The sequence below is a fragment of the Streptomyces virginiae genome (assembly GCF_041432505.1).
Classification (GTDB): domain Bacteria; phylum Actinomycetota; class Actinomycetes; order Streptomycetales; family Streptomycetaceae; genus Streptomyces; species Streptomyces virginiae_A.
In genome coordinates this window covers 80,072-99,824 of the sequence record NZ_CP107871.1, presented here as the reverse complement: position 1 = coordinate 99,824, position 19,753 = coordinate 80,072, and the positions used below count along the sequence as shown (strand labels likewise).

The 19,753-nt window shown below is 72.2% G+C and carries 16 protein-coding genes; 9 read left to right on the top strand and 7 right to left on the bottom strand.

The features are described 5' to 3' along the window. Positions 1-9 precede the first annotated feature (9 nt). Both OG624_RS00485 and OG624_RS00480 read right to left on the bottom strand, forming a co-directional pair. On the bottom strand, positions 10-2,502 hold the full coding sequence (locus tag OG624_RS00485) for an alpha/beta fold hydrolase (protein ID WP_063734279.1): 2,493 nt from the start codon (positions 2,500-2,502) through the stop codon (positions 10-12). A gap of 54 nt (positions 2,503-2,556) precedes the next feature. Continuing rightward, positions 2,557-2,955: a nuclear transport factor 2 family protein gene (locus OG624_RS00480; RefSeq protein WP_033226241.1), complete on the bottom strand. Its 399-nt coding sequence runs from the start codon at positions 2,953-2,955 to the stop codon at positions 2,557-2,559. Positions 2,956-3,179: 224 nt separating this feature from the next. On the opposite strand from OG624_RS00480, the gene OG624_RS00475 reads away from it, so the two are divergent. The 8 genes from OG624_RS00475 (at position 3,180) to OG624_RS00440 (ending at position 12,876) form a co-directional block, all read left to right on the top strand. After that, positions 3,180-4,577: an MFS transporter gene (locus OG624_RS00475; protein WP_106971553.1), complete on the top strand. Its 1,398-nt coding sequence runs from the start codon at positions 3,180-3,182 to the stop codon at positions 4,575-4,577. Positions 4,578-4,675: 98 nt separating this feature from the next. Next, complete coding sequence (locus tag OG624_RS00470) at positions 4,676-6,211, top strand: FAD-dependent oxidoreductase (RefSeq protein WP_051763947.1); 1,536 nt, start codon at positions 4,676-4,678, stop codon at positions 6,209-6,211. Beyond that, positions 6,208-7,251, top strand: coding sequence for a 3-oxoacyl-[acyl-carrier-protein] synthase III C-terminal domain-containing protein (locus OG624_RS00465; RefSeq protein ID WP_033226245.1), 1,044 nt, complete (start codon positions 6,208-6,210; stop codon positions 7,249-7,251). The genes OG624_RS00470 and OG624_RS00465 overlap by 4 nt, the downstream gene beginning before the upstream one ends. 64 nt (positions 7,252-7,315) lie before the next feature. Beyond that, on the top strand, positions 7,316-8,407 hold the full coding sequence (locus OG624_RS00460) for a ScbA/BarX family gamma-butyrolactone biosynthesis protein (RefSeq protein WP_371586929.1): 1,092 nt from the start codon (positions 7,316-7,318) through the stop codon (positions 8,405-8,407). Next, on the top strand, positions 8,404-9,099 hold the full coding sequence (locus OG624_RS00455; RefSeq protein ID WP_033226246.1) for an HAD family hydrolase: 696 nt from the start codon (positions 8,404-8,406) through the stop codon (positions 9,097-9,099). Before OG624_RS00460 ends, OG624_RS00455 begins: the two co-directional genes overlap by 4 nt. Then, a complete protein-coding gene (locus OG624_RS00450; RefSeq protein ID WP_051763949.1) occupies positions 9,096-10,154 on the top strand; it encodes a 3-oxoacyl-ACP synthase III family protein in 1,059 nt (352 codons plus the stop codon). Before OG624_RS00455 ends, OG624_RS00450 begins: the two co-directional genes overlap by 4 nt. 229 nt (positions 10,155-10,383) lie before the next feature. Next, the gene (locus OG624_RS00445; protein ID WP_371638835.1) at positions 10,384-10,872 is read left to right on the top strand and encodes a GNAT family N-acetyltransferase; all 489 of its coding nucleotides are present in this window, start codon (positions 10,384-10,386) and stop codon (positions 10,870-10,872) included. 189 nt (positions 10,873-11,061) lie between these two features. Further along, the gene (locus OG624_RS00440) at positions 11,062-12,876 is read left to right on the top strand and encodes a Stealth CR1 domain-containing protein (RefSeq protein ID WP_051763950.1); all 1,815 of its coding nucleotides are present in this window, start codon (positions 11,062-11,064) and stop codon (positions 12,874-12,876) included. A 90-nt stretch (positions 12,877-12,966) separates the two neighbouring features. On the opposite strand, the gene OG624_RS00435 is transcribed toward OG624_RS00440, so the two are convergent. From OG624_RS00435 to OG624_RS00415, 5 genes are all read right to left on the bottom strand, one after another. Next, positions 12,967-13,470: a F0F1 ATP synthase subunit B family protein gene (locus OG624_RS00435; RefSeq protein ID WP_051763951.1), complete on the bottom strand. Its 504-nt coding sequence runs from the start codon at positions 13,468-13,470 to the stop codon at positions 12,967-12,969. 417 nt (positions 13,471-13,887) lie between these two features. Next, the gene (locus OG624_RS00430) at positions 13,888-15,306 is read right to left on the bottom strand and encodes a dipeptidase (protein ID WP_371638834.1); all 1,419 of its coding nucleotides are present in this window, start codon (positions 15,304-15,306) and stop codon (positions 13,888-13,890) included. Further along, complete coding sequence (locus OG624_RS00425; RefSeq protein WP_033226249.1) at positions 15,299-15,754, bottom strand: hypothetical protein; 456 nt, start codon at positions 15,752-15,754, stop codon at positions 15,299-15,301. The genes OG624_RS00430 and OG624_RS00425 overlap by 8 nt, the downstream gene beginning before the upstream one ends. Continuing rightward, the gene (locus tag OG624_RS00420) at positions 15,751-17,232 is read right to left on the bottom strand and encodes an APC family permease (protein WP_371586924.1); all 1,482 of its coding nucleotides are present in this window, start codon (positions 17,230-17,232) and stop codon (positions 15,751-15,753) included. Before OG624_RS00420 ends, OG624_RS00425 begins: the two co-directional genes overlap by 4 nt. Before the next feature lie 105 nt (positions 17,233-17,337). Further along, on the bottom strand, positions 17,338-18,813 hold the full coding sequence (locus OG624_RS00415; protein WP_051763952.1) for an MFS transporter: 1,476 nt from the start codon (positions 18,811-18,813) through the stop codon (positions 17,338-17,340). A 116-nt stretch (positions 18,814-18,929) separates the two neighbouring features. Between OG624_RS00415 and OG624_RS00410 the strand changes: the two genes are divergently transcribed. After that, entirely contained in the window at positions 18,930-19,745 is an 816-nt protein-coding gene (locus OG624_RS00410; protein WP_033226255.1) for a hypothetical protein, read from the top strand. Positions 19,746-19,753: the final 8 nt, after the last annotated feature.

The following is a 19,753-nucleotide window of genomic DNA, read 5'->3' as shown; positions in this document are numbered from 1 at the left end:
CAGCCAGGACTATTGGGAGAGGAACTCCTCCAGCAGGGTGGCCAGCGCCACCGGGGTCTCCACCATCGGGTAGTGACCCGCGTTGCCCACCACGGCCAGCCGACCGTTCGGGTAGTGCTTCATCCACGTCTCCTGCATCGACTCCGCCGTCACCGCCGGGTCGTGCTCACCGACCACCACCAGCGCCGGCACCTGCGCACCGCTCACCCGGTCCGCGAAGTCGGTCGTACGGAAGGAATCCAGGTAGCTGCGGAAGGCGACCGGCCCGACCTCCTTCATCGAGGACTCGGCGAACGCGGTCACCCAGTGCGGCGACAACCGGTTCCCCGTGGTCATGTCGATGACGATGCGACGGTTGTCCACCTTGTGCGCGGCCTCCGCGAACAACGGGAAGTCCGAGTCAGGAATGGGCATACCGCCCGCCGGGACCGGGCTCAACCCCACGATCCGCCGCACCCGCTGCGGAGCCTTCAACAACACCTGCTGGATCGGCTGCCCGCCGAGCGAGTGCCCGATCAGCGAGAACTCCTGCCACCCCATGCTGTCGGCCAACGTCAGCACGTCCGAGGCGATCTCGTCGGTCGTGTACGTACCGGCCACGTCCAGGCTGCGCCCGAACCCCCGGGCGTCCATGAACGCGTAGGTGAAACGCGACCCGTCCAGGTACGGCCACAACGGCGAGAACGACTGGTGCCCACCGAAGAGGGAGTGCAGCACGATCACCTTGTGCGGACCGGAGCCCACGGTGTGGGCGAAGGGAACGGATCCGGCGGTCTGGTACATGTCTTCTTCCTCCAGCGGGAGTTCGTCGGTCGGTGAAAGGACGGCCCCCGGGACGGTGCCCGCCCCCGGGACCAGAAGGCGATCGAGGGTGTCGTACAGCTCGCGCAGCTCCTCACGGTGCCCGTGCAGGACGACGTGCCCGTCCGGCCGCACCAGATGGAAACCGGCGTGCCGGCAGTGCAGTTCACGAGCGGCCGACACCCTCGGCCCGCGCCCGGGCAGAGCCGCCGTGTCCACCACCCGCACCTGGCCGGCCCACGGCCCGACCAGCCGGCGCACCGCCTCGGCCAGACCACGGTCCGGGTCCTTCTCGCCCGGCAGCACCACCAGGTGCAACCGGACCGGATCGGCGGCAGGCCCCGCCACCCCCAGCGCCACCGCCAGCGGCCGCGGCAACGCCGCACCCTCCCGGGCGTGCCGGCGCAGACCCGCCCGCGCCGAGCACCAGTGCACGGGCCTGCCACGCCGCGACCCGTCCGCGACCGGCCCGTACACCCAACGCCGACCCGCGGCGACCGGCACGTAGAAACGGTCCAGGACCCCCGTACGGTCCAGGGCCCGCATCGCCGTGTCCCGCAGGGTGACCTGACTGCCCCGGGTCCACATCGCCGCCCGGGTCTGCAGATCGGTGTCGCGCACCACCGCGTCGGCCACCGCCGCCCGCTCGGGCGTGTAGCTCTCCAACAACGCGGTCCGCGCCTCACCACGCACCACCGACGCCAGCTTCCAGGCGATGTTCTGGGCGTCCTGGATCCCGGTGTTCAACCCCTGCCCGCCCATCGGACTGTGCGCATGGGCCGCGTCACCGGCCAGGAAGACCCGACCCAACTGGAAGGAGGCGGCACGACGCCGGTGCACCCGGAAGGTGGTCACCCAGTCCGGGTCGGTCAGCCGCAACCCGCCCGGCCCACGCAGGTCGACCAGCCGCTGCATGTCCGCCAACGACCCGTCCGCCATGTCCGCCGGAGCGTTGGTGAAGAAACGGAACAGCCCGAACGGCTGCGGCACGATGGCCAGCACACCCATCCGCGACTGGTAGTAGTGGATCTCGTCGCTCTCCAGCGGATCACCGGCCACCTTCGCGTCCGTGATCAGGAACCGGTTCTCGTACGTCGCGCCCTCGTAGGCGATACCGAGCTGGCGACGCACCGCACTCGTCGCACCGTCCGCGCCGATCACCCACGGGACCGTGAACCGCTCCACGCTCCCACCGGCGTGCTCCAACACCGCGGTGACCGGCCGGCCTTCACGTATCGCCCCGCCGAAGTCCACGTCCTGCAGCGACACCAGCCGCACATCACGCTCGATGCGACCGCCGAGCCGATGCAGACCGTCGGTCAACACCTCCTCGGTCAGCCGCTGCGGCAGACAGTAGGGAGCCATGTCGTCGGCCATCCGCATCCGGGTGACCGGCTTCTTCTCCGAGTAGTAGGTCATCTGCCGCAACTTGACCGCGACCTGGTCGACGCCCCCGGAGAGCCCGAGGTCCTCCAGGACGTCCAGGGTGCGCGGCCACACCAGCATCGCCTTGGAATGCACACTGGGGCCGGGGGCCGCGTCCACGATTCTGACGCGGACCCCCCGACGCAACAGCTCGCACGCCGCGGTCAGGCCGGTCGGACCGGCACCTACGACGAGCACGTCGTAGGCGCCCCGCCGCGCGGCATCCGCGCCGGCATCCGCGCCGGCGTCTTCTTCAATGGGGTACCGGGTGGTCATCGAAGCCTCTTTCGCGCTCGCCGTCCGAAGCCGGATCGAAGTGGGCCGGACGGCTCAGAGGAAGGCCAAGGAGATGGCGTAGCTGTCCTCGTGCATGCGGTAGCGGGTGATCAGACCGTCACGGACGTGCAGTTCGACCGCGAACTCCGAGGCGAACGACTTACCGGTGGCGTTCACCCGATAACGGAAACGCCCCAACGCCACCGCGGTCCCGTCCTCGGCCAGGATCCGCTCGACGGCGAACTCCTCCGGCGTCAGATGCTCACCCGCCTGCTCGAAGAACGCCGCGACCTCGCCGCGGGTGGTACGCCGCCCCATCCACGGGATCAGCGCGGTGTCACCGGGAGTGAACCAGTCGAGGGGCTCCGCGAGCAGTTCGAGCGCCCGGTCGGCCTCGCCTGCACCGAGCCGACCGAAGAAGTCTTCGACTACGGAGAGTGTGGATTTCGTCATGCCCCGAAACGTATTCACGGCCGGGCCGCATGAGACAGACCCAGCCAGTGGTACCCACCGCAGCCCTATGAAACAGCGGGTACTGGCTAGCCCTCCCCACCGCGCAGATGCTCGGACCACACCAACCGGCAGGAAGCGAAAGGTCTCTCATGTCAACGGTCAACAGCCCCGAGGAGACTCGGGCAGATCAGTCGCCGGGCCCGGCGGCCCCCGCGCCGGAACGGATGACGAAGCGCCAGACGCTCATCCTGCTCCTGCTCCTCGGCGCACAGTTCACCCTGGCGGTGGACTTCTCCATCATGAACGTGGCGGTCCCGGTCATCGGCCGGGAACTCGACTTCGCCACCGAGAACCTGCAGTGGATCGCCACCGCCTTCGCGCTCAGCGCCGCCGGGTTCAGCCTGCTCTTCGGCCGGATCGCCGACATCATCGGCGCCCGCAAGGTCTTCCTCGCCGGCCTCGTCCTGCTCACCCTCTCCTCCCTGGCGGGCGGCCTCGTCGACGCCGCGGGCCCCCTGCTCGCCGCCCGCGTGGCACAAGGCCTCGCGACCGCCATGGTCACCCCCGCGGGCCTCGCCCTGCTCATCACCTCCTTCCCCGAAGGACCCCTGCGCGACCGCGCACTCGGCCTCAACGGCGCCATGCTCTCCGCCGGCTTCACCTGCGGCGCCATCCTCGGCGGCCTCCTCACCGACACCCTGAGCTGGCGCTGGGGCTTCTTCATCAACATCCCCATCGGCATCCTCCTCATCGTCGTCACCCCCATGCTCCTCAAGGGCGGCTCCCGCACGACGGGCGGCAAACTCGACATCCCCGGCGCCGTCTCCGTCAGCGCCGGCCTCATCGCCCTGGTGTACGGCATCTCCGCCGCGGGCCAGTACGGCTGGGGCGACCCCACCACCCTGATCTCCCTCGCCGTCGGCGTCGTCCTCCTCGTCGTCTTCGGCTTCGTGGAACTGAGCGCCGCCGAACCGCTGGCACCCCTGCGCATCCTCGGCCGCCGCAGCGTCACCTGGGGCAACATCGGCGGCGCCGCCACCTTCATCGGCTTCACCGCCATGATCTTCCTGCTCACCCTCTACCTGCAGGAAGTCCTCGGCTACTCCGCCATCGCGACCGGCCTGACCTTCGGCGTCCTCGGCGTCGGCGCCTTCCTCGGCGGCGTCACCGCCCCCCGCTGGATCGGCGCCCTCGGCAGCAGCCGCGCCGTCCTCGTCGCCGGCCTCCTCGTCCAGGGCATCACCGTCGGCACCCTCTACTTCGCCGGTGACGCCCGCGGCTGGCTCTACGGAGTCCTGGCCCTCGCCTTCCTCAGCAGCTACGCCCACGTCGCCGCCATCGTCGGCTTCATGGTCACCGCCACCTCCGGCCTGCCCAACGAACAGCAGGGCCTGGCCACCGGCATCACCACCCTCACCCAGCAGATCAGCATCACCATCGGCATCCCGATCATGAGCGCCATCGCCACCGCCCAGATCCGCAGCCTCTCCGACGGGCCCGTCAAGGACGCGACCCTGTCCGGCATCAACCTCGCGATCCTCGTCAACGGCCTCATCCTCGTCGGCGTCGCCCTCCTGGTCGCCCTCTTCCTCCGCAACCGCCGCACCACCGCCCGGCACTGACCCACCCGGCCGGCCCCGAACGACCGTCGCCGGGGGCCACACCACCCCCGAGGCCCCCGGCGACGGCCACGCCCGAACGCACGAAAGGCGACGAACCGATGAACCGGAACACCCACAGTGCCCGGGCGAACGACCACCGCACCACCGACGTCCTGGTCGTCGGCGCCGGCCCCACCGGACTGATGCTCGGCTGCCTCCTACGCCACCACGACATCGCCTGCACCGTCATCGACCGACGCGACACCATCGACCCCCGCACCCGCGCCGTCATGGTCCACGCGGCCGGACTGGAGATCCTGGACACCCTGGGCCTGCGCACCACCGTCGAGGACGCAGGCGTACGCCGGACCCGCATCGACTTCCACACCCGCCACCACGCCCTGTTCACCGTGGACTTCACCACCCTCGACACCCCCTTCCCCTACTACGTGAACGTCCCGCAGCCCGAGGTCGAAGCGGTCCTCGCCGACCACTTCACCGCCACCGGCGGCCGACTCCTGCGCGGCCTGCGCTACACCGGCCACCAGGAGGACGAGCACGGCGTCACCGCCGAGGCCGTCACCGACGACGGCCCGCACACCCTCACCGCCCGCCACCTCGTGGGAGCCGACGGCGCGAGCAGCACCGTCCGCACCGCCCTGGGCATCGACTTCCCCGGCATCACCTACCCGATGAGCTACCTCCTCGCCGAAGGCGCCCCGACCCGGCCCGCCGACCCGGACGCCTCCGCCATGTACATCGGCCCGGCCGGCGCCGTCTCCCTGCTGCCGCTGCCCCACGGCGCCGTCCGCATCGCCGGACCCGTCTCACCCGAAGCACTCGACCGGGACAGCGAACTGAGCACCCGCCACTTCCGCGACACCGTCGACGCCCTGGGCTTCGGACCCGCCCTACGGTTCGAGCGCGTCGACCGCATCGCCCACTACCAGGTCCACGAACGCCTCGCCGAACGCTTCACGAGCGGCCGGACCGTCCTGGCCGGAGACGCCGCCCACCTCAACTCACCCGCCGGCGGCCAGGCCATGAACACCGGCTTCGGCGACGCCTGGGCCCTGGCCTGGCGCCTCGCCGCCCTCGACGCCGGCTCCCCGGCCCCCCTCCTCGCCGACTACGACCGCGAACGCCGCGCCGCCGCCGCCGAGGTCGCCCGCACCACCGGCGTCCTCCAACTCCTCGACGCCATGCGCCACGCCACCACCGAGACCGCACGCGACTCCGTACAGCGCTCACTCACCGGATACGCCGAAGCCTGGAGCCAGCTCTACCTCCGCTACCACCCCGCACCGACGCCCGCCGCCACACCCGCACCCGACACCGCCCCCGCACCCGACACCGCACCCCTCGCGCTGCCCGCCCGCACAGGCCACCGGCTGCACCCCGGCGCCCGCGTCCCCGGCCACCGCCCCGAACCCGGCCACCACACCTGCCTCCACCTGCCCGACGCCACACCCGACCCGGCCCACCTGCCCCCGCACACCCGCACCGCCGAACTCACCCCGACCCAACGCACCTGGCTCCCCACCGGCACCACCGCCGTCCTCGTACGCCCCGACGGCCACGTCGCCCACACCCTGCCCACCGACCCGCACACCACCGCCGGCGCCACCGCCGAAACCGAGAAGGAGGCGGCATGACCACGACCCCACCCCGCCCCCCGTCCGGCATCAGCATCGCCGGCACGGGCAGCTACCTCCCTGAGCGGCGCCTCGACCTCACCGCCGAAGCCGCCCGCCACCCCGCATCCGACGCCGAACGCATCCGCGCCACCGGCTACCGCACCATCGCCGCCGAGGACACCCTCTACCCCGGCGACATGGCCCTCATCGCCGCCGAACGGGCCCTGGCCGCCGCCGCAACCGAACCGAAGGACATCGACCTCATCGCGGTCACCGCCATCCACCGCCACGGCCACCAACGCCTGTGGTCCCCGGCCTCCTGGCTCCAGTCCCGCCTCGGCGCCACCCGCGCCCTGCCCTTCACCGTCGCCCAGGGCTGCAACGCACAACTCCTCGTCCTCGACCTCGCCGCCGACCTCCTGTCCACCGAAGGCCGACGCACCGCCCTCATCGTGGCCACCGACCGCTTCGCCGCCTCCGGCTTCGACCGGTTCACCGCCGACTACGGCATCGTCTACGGCGACGGAGCCGCCGCCGCCGTCCTGACCGCCACCACCCCCACCCCCGCCACCCCCACCTGGCACGTCCTGGACACCCACAGCGTCAGCGACCCGGAACTCGAAGGACTGCACCGCCTCGACGAACCGGCCCCCGAGACCCGCGCCCTGTTCGGCGCCGAACACGACGTACGCGCCGCCAAGAAGCGCTACCTCGCCGCCCACGGCACCGACAGCCTGCGCGAAGCCACCCGCACAGCCGTCCGCGAGATCCGCGAGGCCCTCCTGCCCCACGGCACCGACCCCGCACCGCGCCGCGTCGTCTACCCCAACCTGGGCCTGCCCCTGCTCCAGGAGAACTACTTCCCCGAGTTCCCCGGCGGCGCCGACACCTCCCTGTGGGACTTCGGCGCCACCGTCGGCCACCTCGGCAGCGGCGACCAGATCGCCGGCCTCGACCACCTCGAACGCCACCACACCTTCGACACCGGCGACCGCGTCCTCCTCCTCGGCGCCGGAGCCGGATTCACCTGGACAGGAGTGCTCCTGGAACGCCGCTGACCACCCGGACGACGACGCACACGCACGCCGAACAGCACACCATCCGAGAAAGCAGGTTCCGCACGTGACCACCGCACCCTCGCCGCTGGAACAGGACCTCGCCGCACTTGAGCTGAGCTACAGCCGGACCCTCGACCGCACCCTGGTCCACCGGGACTCGCTCGGCGAAGTCTTCCTCACCGACCTCCAGCCCCTCGGCGCAACCACGTACGTCGCCGCCGCCCAACTGCCCCGCTCCCACGCCTACTACGGCGACCACCTGCTCAACCCCAACGTCTACGACCCGGTCCTGCTCCTGGAGGCCTGCCGGCAGGCCGCACTCGCCGGCGCCCACGCCTACTTCTCGGTGCCCCGCAGCGACAAGTTCATCCTCACCCACCTGCGCGTCCACCTCTCACGCCCCGACCGGATAGCCGTCGGCCCCACCCCCTGCCAACTGACCCTCCACGTCACCACCAGCAACCACTACGTCCGCGAGGGCCGCACCAACGGCCTCGACTACGACGTGGACCTACGCGTCGGCGACCTCAGCATCGGCCGCGCCGGCATCGGCCTGCGCTTCAAGTCCCCCGAGTCCTACACGGCGCTGCGCCTGCGCAACCGCGACCAGAGACCCCTGCCCTCCTCCGCCGACCACCCCGGGCCCGGCGCCGCCACCGGCGCACCCGTCGAGCCGTACCGCGTGGGCCGGGCCAACGCCGACAACGTCGTCCTCACCGGCATCGAGGTCGCCGGAGACACCCTGACCGCCGGGATCCGCACCCCTGGCGGCCACCCCAGCATGTTCGACCACCCGCAGGACCACCTGCCCGGCATGGTCATCGCCGAGGCCGCCCGCCAGATCGCCCTCTACGGAGCCCTCGACGTGCGCGGCATGTCACCCTCGCGCACCTACCCGACCGACCTGGCCGTGACCTTCAACCGGTTCGGCGAACTCGACAGCCCCGCCACCCTCACCGCCGTCGTCGGCGAACGCCGCGACGCCGGCCGCCCGGACGAAGACGCCTCCTACTACACCCAGGGCGGGATCGTCGAGCTCGGCGACGAGCACACCCCCGACACCGACCGGATCCCGGTACGCGTCGAGGCCCACCAGGACGGCGAGAGCCTGTGCCTGCTCACCCTCGAACTCGCCCGCGTCCGGACCCCGCGATGACCACCGCCGCCGCCTTCTTCGACGTCGACGAGACCCTCATCGGCTTCAAGACCATGTTCCGCTTCCTGGCGTTCCACCTGGAACGCCGGGGAGCGGCACCCGGCACCTACGAGCGCCTCACCGCCACCCTCCACCGCGCCGCCGCCGACGGCGCCCCCCGCGCCGAGGTCAACCGCCGCTACTACCAGTTCTACGCCGGGGAGAGCGCGACCTCCCTGGCGGCCTCCGGCCGGGCCTGGTTCACCCACGAACTGGCCGACGCGCCCTTCATCCCGGCCCCCACCGCCCGCTTCGACGCACACCGCCGACACGGCGACCTGACCGTCCTGGTCTCCGGCTCCTTCTTCGCCTGCCTCGACCCGATCGCCGAACACCTCGGCGCCGACCGAGCCTTCGGCACCCGACCCGTCATCCGCGCCGGCCTCCTCACCGGCCAGGTCGTCACCCCGCTGATCGGCGCGGCCAAAGGCCGCACCGCCCACGCCGTCGCCGCGATCCACGACCTCGACCTCGCGCACTGCTCGGCCTACGGGGACCACAGCAGCGACCTCGACCTCCTGCGCTCCGTCGGCCACCCGGTGGTCGTCGGCTCCGACCCCGTCCTCACCGCACACGCGCAGCTGGCCGGATGGGAGCGGCTGCCCGACACCCGAGCGGCCGCCGAACCCCGACACCAGGAGACGAGAACGTGACGAACGGACCCCGCGCGACCGCCCACCCGACAGCGGTCCTGGCCACCGGCTCCTACCTGCCCGAACAGATCGTCCACAACGACGAGGTGGCCTCCACCACCGGAGTCACCGACGAGTGGATCGTGCGCAAGACCGGCATCCACGAACGCCGCCGCGCCGCCCCCCACGAGGCCACCTCCGACCTCGCCGCCCACGCCGGCCGCCGCGCACTGGAACAGGCGGGCATCCACCCGCACGACCTCGCCTACATCGTGGTCGCCACCTCCACCCCCGACCAGCCCCAGCCGGCCACCGCCGCGGTGGTCCAACACCTGCTCGGCGCGGTCAACGCCGCCGCCTTCGACGTCAACTCCGTCTGCAGCGGCTTCGTCTGCGGGCTGACGGTCACCGAACGCCTCCTGCGCGCCGAGCCCGGCGACGCCCACGGCCTGGTGATCGGCGCCGACATCTACTCCCGGATCCTGGACCACACCGACCGCAGGACGGCCATCCTCTTCGGCGACGGAGCCGGCGCCGCCGTCCTGGGCCCCTCGCCCTCCGGCCACGGCATGCTCGGCACCAGCCTGCTGACCCGCGGCGACCAGCACGAACTGATCGGCGTCCCGGCCGGCGGCAGCCGCCGCCCCGCCTCCGCCCGCACCCTGGCGGAAGGCGCCCACCACTTCCGCATGGACGGCCGCGGAGTCCGCGCCTTCGTCCAGGAGAACCTCCCCGCGGCCGTCGCCGACCTCCTGACCCGCACGGGACTGCCGGCGGGCGCCGTCGACCACTTCGTCCCGCACCAGGCCAACGCGGTCATGATCGGCGAGGTGTGGCCGGCGCTCGGCCTGGACAACGCCGCCCTCCACCTGGAGCTGGCCCGCTACGGCAACACCGGCGCCGCGTCCATCGCCGTCACCCTCGACGAGATCCACCGCCGGGGCCTGCTCGCCGAGGACGACGTGGTCCTCCTGTCCGGCTTCGGCGGCGGCATGTCGGTGGGCTCCACCCTCCTCAGCTGGGCCCCCACCGCCCACGCGGCCGCCCCCCGCCTCCTGGCCGCCGCCGCCCGCTGACCCCACCCGCCCTTCCCCCCCCCCCCGCCGCCGGGGCGCCGACGACCGAGTCGACGCCCCGGCGGCCGGCACGACCGGTGGGACCGCCTGGCGAGGAAAACGCCGCGACGGCGACGGCGGGCGGGTGAAATCCTGGGGGCGGGCCGGGACGGACAGGGCGCACGGTGTCGGCCCGCACACCCGTCGGGACGCCCTTCCCGGATCATGACCCCGGAGGGGATCGACGCGGATGGACCTTCTTCCCTTCACCGACACCCATGCCCTCACGGTGGCCGGCCGGCCGACCTCCGCCCAGGAGGTCGCCCTGTGGTGCGGGCGGCAGGAGTTCCCCGTCCCCCCGCGCGCGATCACCGACTGGCAGCGCGACGACGACGTACGGGCCCACGTCCTCGTCCAGGACGAGCGGGTGGTCGGCTACGGAGAGCTGTGGTTCGACGCCGAGGAGGACGAGGTCGAACTCGCCCGGATCATCGTGGCCCCCGACGCCCGCGGGAAGGGACTCGGCCGTCTGCTCGTACGAGGGCTCCTCGCACAGGCCGCCGCGGCAGGCCACCACGACATCTTCCTGCGCGTGCATCCGGACAACGCGACGGCACTGCGCTGCTATCGGGCCGCCGGATTCGCACCGGTCGACCCCGCCCTGGCCGCGACCTGGAACAAGACCCAGCCGGTCGACTACGCCTGGCTCCGGCACGACCCCGAGGCCTCGGGCGCCTGAGCGACGCCCCGCACATGAGAAGTCGCTGTGAGTCGGGACAACAGGACCTCGGACCCTTGCATGAAACGTAAACAAAAGGAAACGTTTCGCTGAACAAGACATCCGCCGTGCCCCCGACGCACCACTCCCGCCGAGGGGACACCCAGAAAAACGGCAGCCGCTCATCAGCGCCGCACACCGAGGACGTACATGCAGGGAATACGCCGGCTTCCCCTTCCGGCCGGGCTGCGCAGACTCGCCCGGACCGTACGTCGCCGCGGCGGCATCCCGCCTCAACCGGGACCCGCCGGACCGGAACGCACCACCGACCGGCCCGCACGGCGCGGCCCGGCCACCGACCGCGAGGAGGAACTGCTGGCGACCGTAGCGAACCTGGTCCGCCACCGCGGCCGGCTCGCCCTCGTACGCGACGACCTGCTCCCCGCCGATGCCCGCGACGCCAACCTCCGCTCGCTCGCCGAGGCCCTGGAAGCCGCCGCCGTCCCCTACGGCCTCGTCCCCGACGGCCGCCTCACCCACCGGGTGGCCATCGCCCCGGGCGACCGGGACGCCGCACTGAAGGCCTGCGCCGCCGCCTTCACCGGCCTCCCCGTCTACGCCCGCCTCGTCACCGCCGACGACCGGGCCGAGGACGCACGGGCCGACGCACGGGCCGACGCACGGGCCGACGTACTGGCGGAGGACCTCCCGGCGGCGGTCGACGCCGCCGAGGCCGCCCCCGACCCGGGGGAGGGCGACCTGCCGACCGACGAGGCCCCGCGCCCCGCCCCCGTCCGGGCCGTACGCCTGCACCACCCGGTCGTCACCTCCGGCCGGACCCTGACCTACGGCCCCGAGACCGGCTGCGACCTGGAGTTCTGGGAGGCCCCCGACTCCGGCGAAGGCGCCATCGCCACCCTCCGCGAAACCCCGTACGGCTGGTGGGTCCCCTCCCTGAGCGCCACGGCCACCCACCGGATCGGCGACCGGGACTACCCCGTCGTCGACTGCTTCTCGGGCCGCTTCCCCGACGACATCGACTTCCCCGTCGACGCCGTGATCACCTGGGTGGACGCCGCCGACCCCGCCTGGCGCCGACGCAGGGACCGCGCCGCGCGGGCCGCCACCGCCACCCCCTGCGCCGCCGGCCGCGACCCGGGCATCGACCTCGCGGACAACCGGTACCGCGACCGCGGCGAACTCCGCCACTGCCTGCGCTCCATCGCCGCCTACGCACCCTGGATCCGGCACGTCTTCCTCGTCACCGACGACCAGGCCCCCCACTGGCTCGACACCGACCACCCCCGCGTCACGGTCGTCGACCACCGCGAACTGCTGACGGACCCCGACGCCCCCGAGGTGTTCAACTCCCACGCCATCGAGAGCCGGCTGCACCGCATCCCCGGCCTGGCCGAACACTTCGTCTACTTCAACGACGACATCTTCCTCGGCCGCCCCCAGCGCCCGCAGGACTACTTCCTGCCCTCCGGACTGCCCAAGGTGTTCCACGACCGGCGTGCCGTCGACCCCGGCAGCCGGGCCGGCGACGACGTCTTCACCTCGTCGCAGAAGGTCACCCGCCAGGCCGTCGAGGAGGTCGTCGGCCGCACCTACCCGCACATCCTCGCCCACACCCCCTACCCCCTCACCCGCTCCCTCTTCACCCACGTCGAGGAACTGCTGCCCGGCCGGCTCGCCGCCACCGCCCGCTCGGTCTTCCGCAGCACCGACGACCTCGCCCCCGTCACCCTCGCCTCCCACCTCGCGCTCGCGCGGGGCCACGCGGTCGAGGGCCACCTCGTGCACACCTACGTCAGCACCGCGCACCACGACGCGATCGACAAGCTGCCACCGCTGGCCGCCGAACGCGCCCACGACGCGTTCTGTCTCGCCGACGACGAGGACGCACCCACCGAGGCCGCGGACCACACCGGACTGACCGCCACGCAGCAGCACAACATCGTCGCCGCCTTCCTGGAGGCCTACTTCCCGGTGCCCTCCCCGTTCGAGCGACCCCAGCCGTAGCCGTCCCCGCACCCCCGGCCGGGACGCCGAAAAGGGGCCGTCACCGACCGGTGACGACCCCCGACGTCGCGGCGCGCGCCCTCGTCGACCTCAGCTGTCGGAATCGGCTTCCGCACCGGCGAAGAACGCGTCCGCGACGGCGCGGGCACGGTCGACGTCGGTGAGCGGTTCACCGATGATGCGCCCGGCCAGCACGGTGGCCAGGCTCAGGACGTGCTCGCGGAGCTCTGCCTCGGCGATCACCCGATCGGCCTCCAACTGCACGCCGGCCGCCGCGACCATGTCCTCGCGCACCTTCTGCCCCTCCGAGCGAACGGCGGCGAGCAGGGCGACGCCCTCCTCGTGCGCGGCCTGGCGGATCCGCGAGGCCTCCTGACGGGCGGCACTCAACTCCGCCTGGTACTCGGCACGGACGCGCAGCGCCTGCGACTCGATCGCCTCGGCCCGTTCGAGCGTGCCCGCGGTGGCCTCTTCCCGCTCGGCGAGGGTCTTGTCGATCCTCGGAAGGAGGACCATGCCCAGAGAGGCGAACACCGAGAGGAAGATGACGAGGCCGACTATGAGCTCGATGAAATTCGGTTTCAGGGGTCCCATGATCGAATCATAGGCGCGCGCCCTGTCGGCCCCGCCTCGCATGTGCGGCGACTCGACGGCCCGAAATCGCTTGTCGGACAACACATATGAACAGGTGCCGGCCATCACCGCGGAGGCCGGAACGAATGTCGCACGTACTTACCCGGGGGGCGACCGAAGATCTCACGGTGATCTCCTTCGACGTGCGCAGGCGGAGCCCGGAGTCGGTTCTCGAAACGGATACGCCGATCGTCACCGGACCCGACCGCGAACTCCACGGCCCGGATTCCCCGGACACGGGAAAGGCGAAGCGACGCGCCACGGCGTTCACGGCGAGATCGATGACCCGGCGATCGGGACGACGGGCGGGACCACCGGTGCATTCCCCGGGACAACCCGACGGGCGAGGCGTCCACCCGGACCCGGGCCGGGCCGGGGTCAGCGCGCCGAGGCGTAGTCCAGGAGGAAGAGGGCCTCGACGAGCGCCATGTTGCGGATCTCGGTCGGGTCGACGCTCTCGTCGGGGGCGTGGATGAGGCAGCGGGGCTCCTCGACCCCCATGAGGATGATCTCGGCGTCCGGGCAGGTCCCGGCGAGGACGTTGCACAGGGGGATCGAGCCGCCCTGCCCGAGGAACTCCATCGGCCGCCCGTACGCCTGCCGCATGGCCCGCCCCATGGCCCGGTAGGCCGGCCCGTCGGTCGCCGGGCGGAACGGCGAGCCGGTGCCCTGCTTCTCGACCGAGACGCGCGCGCCCCAGGGCGCGGCGGCCGTCAGGTGCGCGGTGAGGGCGGCCGACGCGGCCTCGGAGTCCGTCCCCGGCGGCACGCGCAGACTCACCCGGGCCCGCGCCTTCGCCGGCACGGCGGCGGCGGAGCCGACCACGGGCGGGCAGTCGATGCCGAGCACCGTCACGGCCGGACGCGCCCAGAGCCGGTCCGCCACCGTGCCCGAGCCGGTGAGGCGGACCCCGTCCAGCACGGAGGCGTCGGCCCGGAACCGTTCCTCCTCGTACGGGACCCCGCTCCAGGTGCCGGTGCAGTCCAGGCCGTCGACGTGGGTGCCGCCGTCGGGGTCGCGCAGCGTGGACAGGATCTGGATCAGGGCCGCCAGCGCGTCGGGGGCGGGACCGCCGAACATGCCCGAGTGCAGGTCGCCCCGGAGGGTGGTGACGGTGACGACCACGTCGACCAGGCCGCGCAGCGCGGTGGTGGCGGTGGGGCGGCCGACGGCGGCGTTGCCCGTGTCGCAGATGAGGAGCGCGTCGGCGCAGATGTCGCCGGGGTGCGCGGCCACGTACTCCTCGAGCCCGCCGGTGCCCTGTTCCTCCGACCCCTCGGCGACGAACTTCAGCCCCACGGGCAGCGCGTCGCCCAAGGCCCGCAGTGCGGTGAGGTGCATGACGATGTTGCCCTTGCAGTCGGCGGTGCCGCGCCCGTACCAGCGTCCGTCGCGCTCGGTGAGCGTGAACGGCGGTGAGGTCCAGGCGGCTTCGCCGAGCGGAGGCTGCACGTCGTAGTGGCAGTACAGCAGCACGGTGGGGGAGCCCGGCGGTCCGGGCCGGTGACCGAGGACGGCGTGGCTGCCGTCGGGGGTCTCCTCCAGGCGCACGTCGATCAGGCCCACCTCGGTGAACGCGTCGGCCACCCAGCGGGCGGCGCGGGCGCATTCCTCGGGAGGGAACTGCCGGGGGTCGGCCACGGAGGGGATGGCGACCAGTTCGGCCAGGTCGGACCGGGCGCGGGCCATCAGCGCGTCGATGCGCCCGGCGAGGGTGGCGGCGTCCGGCACGGCGCCGGGGCCGCGGTCGGAGCCGGAGCCGGATCCGGGGTCGTGGGAGCGGTCGGGGTCAGTCATCGTCGCCGCCGTCGCGCTTCACGGTCCGGTCGGTCTTCAGGTCGTCGAGCTCCTCCTGGATGCGGTGCAGGGTGTCGGGACAGTAGACCTTCAGCACGAGCGCCTCCGCCTGCAGGGCCCGACGGTCGGCGATGACCGGACGCTGGCCGGGGCCGGTCGCCCCGTTCGACATGTTGATCTTCCACAGGGCCGACTTGAGGGCGGAGGCGGGGTCCTCGCAGACGATGCCCCCGTCCTCGCCGAGCGCACGGGCCAAGGTGGCGGGATCGGGCCGGGCGAATCCGGCGGCGACCAGCTCGTCCGTGAGCTGGTTGGCCTTGTCCAGGGACTGGTTGGTGGACCGTACCGCCTTGTACTGGATCAGCCCCACCACGACGAAGCCGACGAGCAGCACGATCGCGCCGATGTGGATCCACTTGTGCCGGGAGGCGAAGGCGGTGGGGCTCATGCGACGTCCTCCGTCGACTCCGCGCCCGCGATGCGCCAGGAGGGCTTGCGCATCCGCAGGCACAGCCACGGGATGACCACGCCGAGCAGCAGCAGACCGCCGCCGACGATGGCGACGTAGGTCCAGACGCTGCCGCCGCCGAACTGCGAGGACGGCACGAACCCGATGATCATGGCCGCGGCGGAGGCGAGGAAACCGACCACGCAGATCAGGCCCAGGGCCGGCGCGCGATAGCCGCGCGGGTGGTCGGGCTGGGTTCTGCGCAGCCGCATCGCCGCCAGGAACATCAGCAGATACATGATCAGGTACACCTGGGTGGTGATCACCGAGAAGATCCAGTAGACGCTGGAGACGTTCGGGATCAACGCGTACATCAGCGCGATCACCGTGGTGACGATGCCCTGGGTGACGAGGATGTTCTGCTGGACGCCGTGGCTGTTGAGCTGCTGCAGGAAGGGCGGCAGATAGCCCTCCTGACGCGAGATCAGCAGCAGGCCCTTGGACGGTCCGGCCAGCCAGGTGAGCATCCCGCCCAGGGAGGCGGCCACCAGGGCGACGGCGGCGATCGGGGTCAGCCAACCGATGTGGAAGTAGGAGAAGAACGCGTCGAAGGCCTGCATGACACCCGCGGTCAGCGACAACTGGTCGGCCGGGACCACCCAGCTGATGGCGAGGGCCGGCAGGATGAAGATCAACAGCACCATCCCCATCGCGAGGAACATCGTCTTGGGGAACTCGCGCGGCGGATCCTTCAGCGACGAGACGTGGACGGCGTTCATCTCCATGCCCGAGTAGCTCAGGAAGTTGTTGACGATGAGCACCAGGCTGGCCAGACCCGTCCAGACGGGGAAGATGTTCGAGGGCCCCATCGGGGCGGCGGACGGATTGCCCTGACCGAGGAAGACGATGCCGAGGATCACCAGCACGGACCCCGGGATCAGAGTGCCGATGATCAGGCCCCAGGAGGCGAGCCCGGACAGGGCCTTGGTGCCCTGCGAGGACACCCAGACGCCCGTCCAGTAGAGGACGACGATCACGATGGCCGTGTAGACGCCGTTGGAGGCCAGGGCCGGGTCGATGACGTACGCCAACGTACTCGCGACGAACGCCAGCAGACTGGGGTAGTAGAAGATCGTCATGGCGAACTGGCACCACACCGCGAGGAACCCGAGCGGCTTCGACAACCCCTCGCTCACCCACCGGTAGACGCCGCCCGACCAACCCGACGCGAGTTCCGCCGAGACCAGCGAGGTCGGCAGCAGGAACACGATCGCGGGCACCAGGTACAGGAACACGCAGGCCAGGCCGTACACCGCCATGGTGGGCGCCGCGCGGAGGCTGGCGACGGAGGCCGTCGTCATCATCGCGAGGGTCACCCAGGTGAGCGTGGGGGTGCCGGACCGGGTCGCCGCAGCCCCCGCCCCCGCTGTTCTGTCCTTCGGGAGATCGTCCGGAACGGGTACATCCGCAGCGCTCACGAGGGCCTCCGGGTCGACAGGGCCGATCCCGTCAGACTCGCCCCCGCACACCCGGCGGGCGAGCCGGGTACGGCCATCCGGCGGCGACCGGGGGAGCGCCCGGCCTCACCGGTCCCCGACGGGGACGGTGTGCGCGTGCGAGGCGGCGGCCGCCCCGTACGCCTCCGGCCCGGCCCGGCGACGGCGGGCGCGAACCGCCAGCACGGACAGCACCATGCCCACCCCGCACGCGATCGCGAGGAGCAGACACGCGGCGGACAGGCCCGCCGCCAGCGCGTCCGCCGCCCCGTCCCCGGCCGCGCTCCGTGACGAGCCCACCGTCGCGTTGACCGTCGCCACCGCCGCCGTGAACGCGGCCGCACCGATGTAGCGCGCCATGTTCGAGATGCCGGACGCCGCTCCGACGTCGTCGGCGGACACCGACGAGGTGGATGCCGAACTCGCCGGACCGTTGACGAGTCCCAGGCCGGCCGCCAGCAGCACGAGCGGCAGCACGAACGCCCCGTACCGCCAGTCGCCCTGGACGAACACCAGCAGCACGCAGCCGCCCGTCGCCGCGGCGAAGCCGAGCGCGATCACCGGTCCGATGCCCACCCGCTGGACCGCCCGGGGCACGAGCGGGGTGACCGCGATCAGGCCCACCGTCGCCGGCAGCGTGGCCAGGCCCGCCTCCAGCGGACTCAGCGCGAGCGTGGCGGGGTTCTGGAAGTAGAGGCTGACCAGGTACATCAGACCGTTGATCACACCCGCGCTCAGCAGGATCCCGATCGTCGCCCCGATCAGCACCCGCTCCTTCAACAGCCGCAGGTCCACCAGCGGTGCCTCGACCCGCCGCTCCACCGCGACGAACGCCACCGCCGCCACGAACGCCAGCGCGAAGCACCCCAGTACCGCGGCCGACGTCCAGCCCCACTGCGAGCCCTCGCTGAGCGCGAGCAGCGCCGGGGCGAGCACCGTGGCGATCAGCACCGTCCCGGCGAAGTCGATCGAGCGACTGCGATCGGGATCCCGGGACTCGGCGACACCCTTCAGCGTGACCGGTACGCAGGCCAGCGCGATCGCCGCGTCGATCCAGAACAGGCCCTGCCAGCCCGTGCCGTCCACCAGCACACCGCCGACCAACGGCCCGGCCGCGGCCCCCACCGCCGACGCACCGCCCCACAACGTCACCGCCCGCACCTGCCCCGCCCCGGAGGTCGACACGGACAGCAGACTCATCCCGCACGCCAGGATCGTCGCCCCCGCCGCCCCTTGGATCGCCCGGCCCGCGATCACCCCCGCGCCGCTGCCGGACAGCGCGATCAGCACGCACGAGGCGATGAACAGCCCCAGGCCGCCCAGGAACACCAGCCGGCGCCCGAACACGTCGCCCAACGCCCCCGAGGTGACGATCACCGCCGCGCCCACCAGCGAATAGCCGGTGACGGCCCACTGCAGGGTGTCCAGCGACGTGCCGGTGTCCGCGCTGATCGCGGGAAGCAGGATGCTCACCGCCGACGTGTTCGCGTTGACGACCAGGGTCGAGACACAGGTCGCGATCAGCACAGCGGTCGGCGCCGCCCGGCCGGCATCACCGGGCACTCCATCACCAGGTCGAAGATCCACACAGGCAGGTTCACACGCCCCGCACCGCCCCGCAGCCCGGGACGACGACACCGCAGGCCGCCACGCCCCCGAACCGGGCCTATCCTGAGCCGATGTACGAGACCGCAGCGGCTCAGGCGGCCGCCCGCTGGCCGCTCGCCGCGTCCGCGGAGACCGGCTGGCTGCGGGAACTGGCCGACGACTACGGACTCACCGGGTTCATGCCGCCCGCGCTGCCCGACGCGGCCTGGGTGCTCCACTCCATGTACGAACACGAACTCGCGCCGTTCGACATGTCGTACGTCGAATACCGGCGGGCCTTCCTGAACAGCAGGAGCACCGACCCCGAGATCGTCCCGGGCCTGGACCCCGCGGAGGTGTTCACCGATCCCTCGAACGTCTTCGCCCCGTCCCGGGGCGAGCACCCCGGACCACGCCTGCGCCGCCTGCGCTGGGCGGAGCTCGCCCGGCGGACCGGAGATCCCGTGGCCGCCGAGGGCCGCCTGCCCTGCCACACGTCCTTCCCGTCGCTCCGCGAGCAGGGAGGCTGGCCGCTGGGCATCACCGGCCCGTCGGAGGGGAGCCTCGACCGTGCCGACTGGGACCGGCTGATCGAGATCCTCACCGAGCACAGCCCGCAGGGCGCGGACACCCGCTGCCTCGCCTACTACACCCCGCTGGGCCAAGGCGCCGACGACTTCGAGAACCTCCACGTCCGCGCCGGCCGGCTCGCGGACGCCAAGGCCCTGTACGACCACCCCGACGAGGAGTGGTGGACCCCGTCCAACTTCTGGGCCCACGACCGTTCCTGGGTTTTGTGCACGGACTACGACCTGTGGGCCACCAAGCTCGCCGGCCCGACCCCCTTGGTCGAAGCCCTCCTCGACGACTCGCAGATCGAGGCCGTACGACTGCCCTGGGCCCACTGACCCACCCG

Bases quoted from the DNA above. Each gene is read 5' to 3' on its own strand.
- OG624_RS00485 (WP_063734279.1), bottom strand. From the start codon at position 2,502: ATGACCACCCGGTACCCCATTGAAGAAGACGCCGGCGCGGATGCCGGC.
- OG624_RS00480 (WP_033226241.1), bottom strand. From the start codon at position 2,955: ATGACGAAATCCACACTCTCCGTAGTCGAAGACTTCTTCGGTCGGCTC.
- OG624_RS00475 (WP_106971553.1), top strand. From the start codon at position 3,180: ATGACGAAGCGCCAGACGCTCATCCTGCTCCTGCTCCTCGGCGCACAG.
- OG624_RS00470 (WP_051763947.1), top strand. From the start codon at position 4,676: ATGAACCGGAACACCCACAGTGCCCGGGCGAACGACCACCGCACCACC.
- OG624_RS00465 (WP_033226245.1), top strand. From the start codon at position 6,208: ATGACCACGACCCCACCCCGCCCCCCGTCCGGCATCAGCATCGCCGGC.
- OG624_RS00455 (WP_033226246.1), top strand. From the start codon at position 8,404: ATGACCACCGCCGCCGCCTTCTTCGACGTCGACGAGACCCTCATCGGC.
- OG624_RS00445 (WP_371638835.1), top strand. From the start codon at position 10,384: ATGGACCTTCTTCCCTTCACCGACACCCATGCCCTCACGGTGGCCGGC.
- OG624_RS00440 (WP_051763950.1), top strand. From the start codon at position 11,062: ATGCAGGGAATACGCCGGCTTCCCCTTCCGGCCGGGCTGCGCAGACTC.
- OG624_RS00435 (WP_051763951.1), bottom strand. From the start codon at position 13,470: ATGGGACCCCTGAAACCGAATTTCATCGAGCTCATAGTCGGCCTCGTC.
- OG624_RS00430 (WP_371638834.1), bottom strand. From the start codon at position 15,306: ATGACTGACCCCGACCGCTCCCACGACCCCGGATCCGGCTCCGGCTCC.
- OG624_RS00425 (WP_033226249.1), bottom strand. From the start codon at position 15,754: ATGAGCCCCACCGCCTTCGCCTCCCGGCACAAGTGGATCCACATCGGC.
- OG624_RS00410 (WP_033226255.1), top strand. From the start codon at position 18,930: ATGTACGAGACCGCAGCGGCTCAGGCGGCCGCCCGCTGGCCGCTCGCC.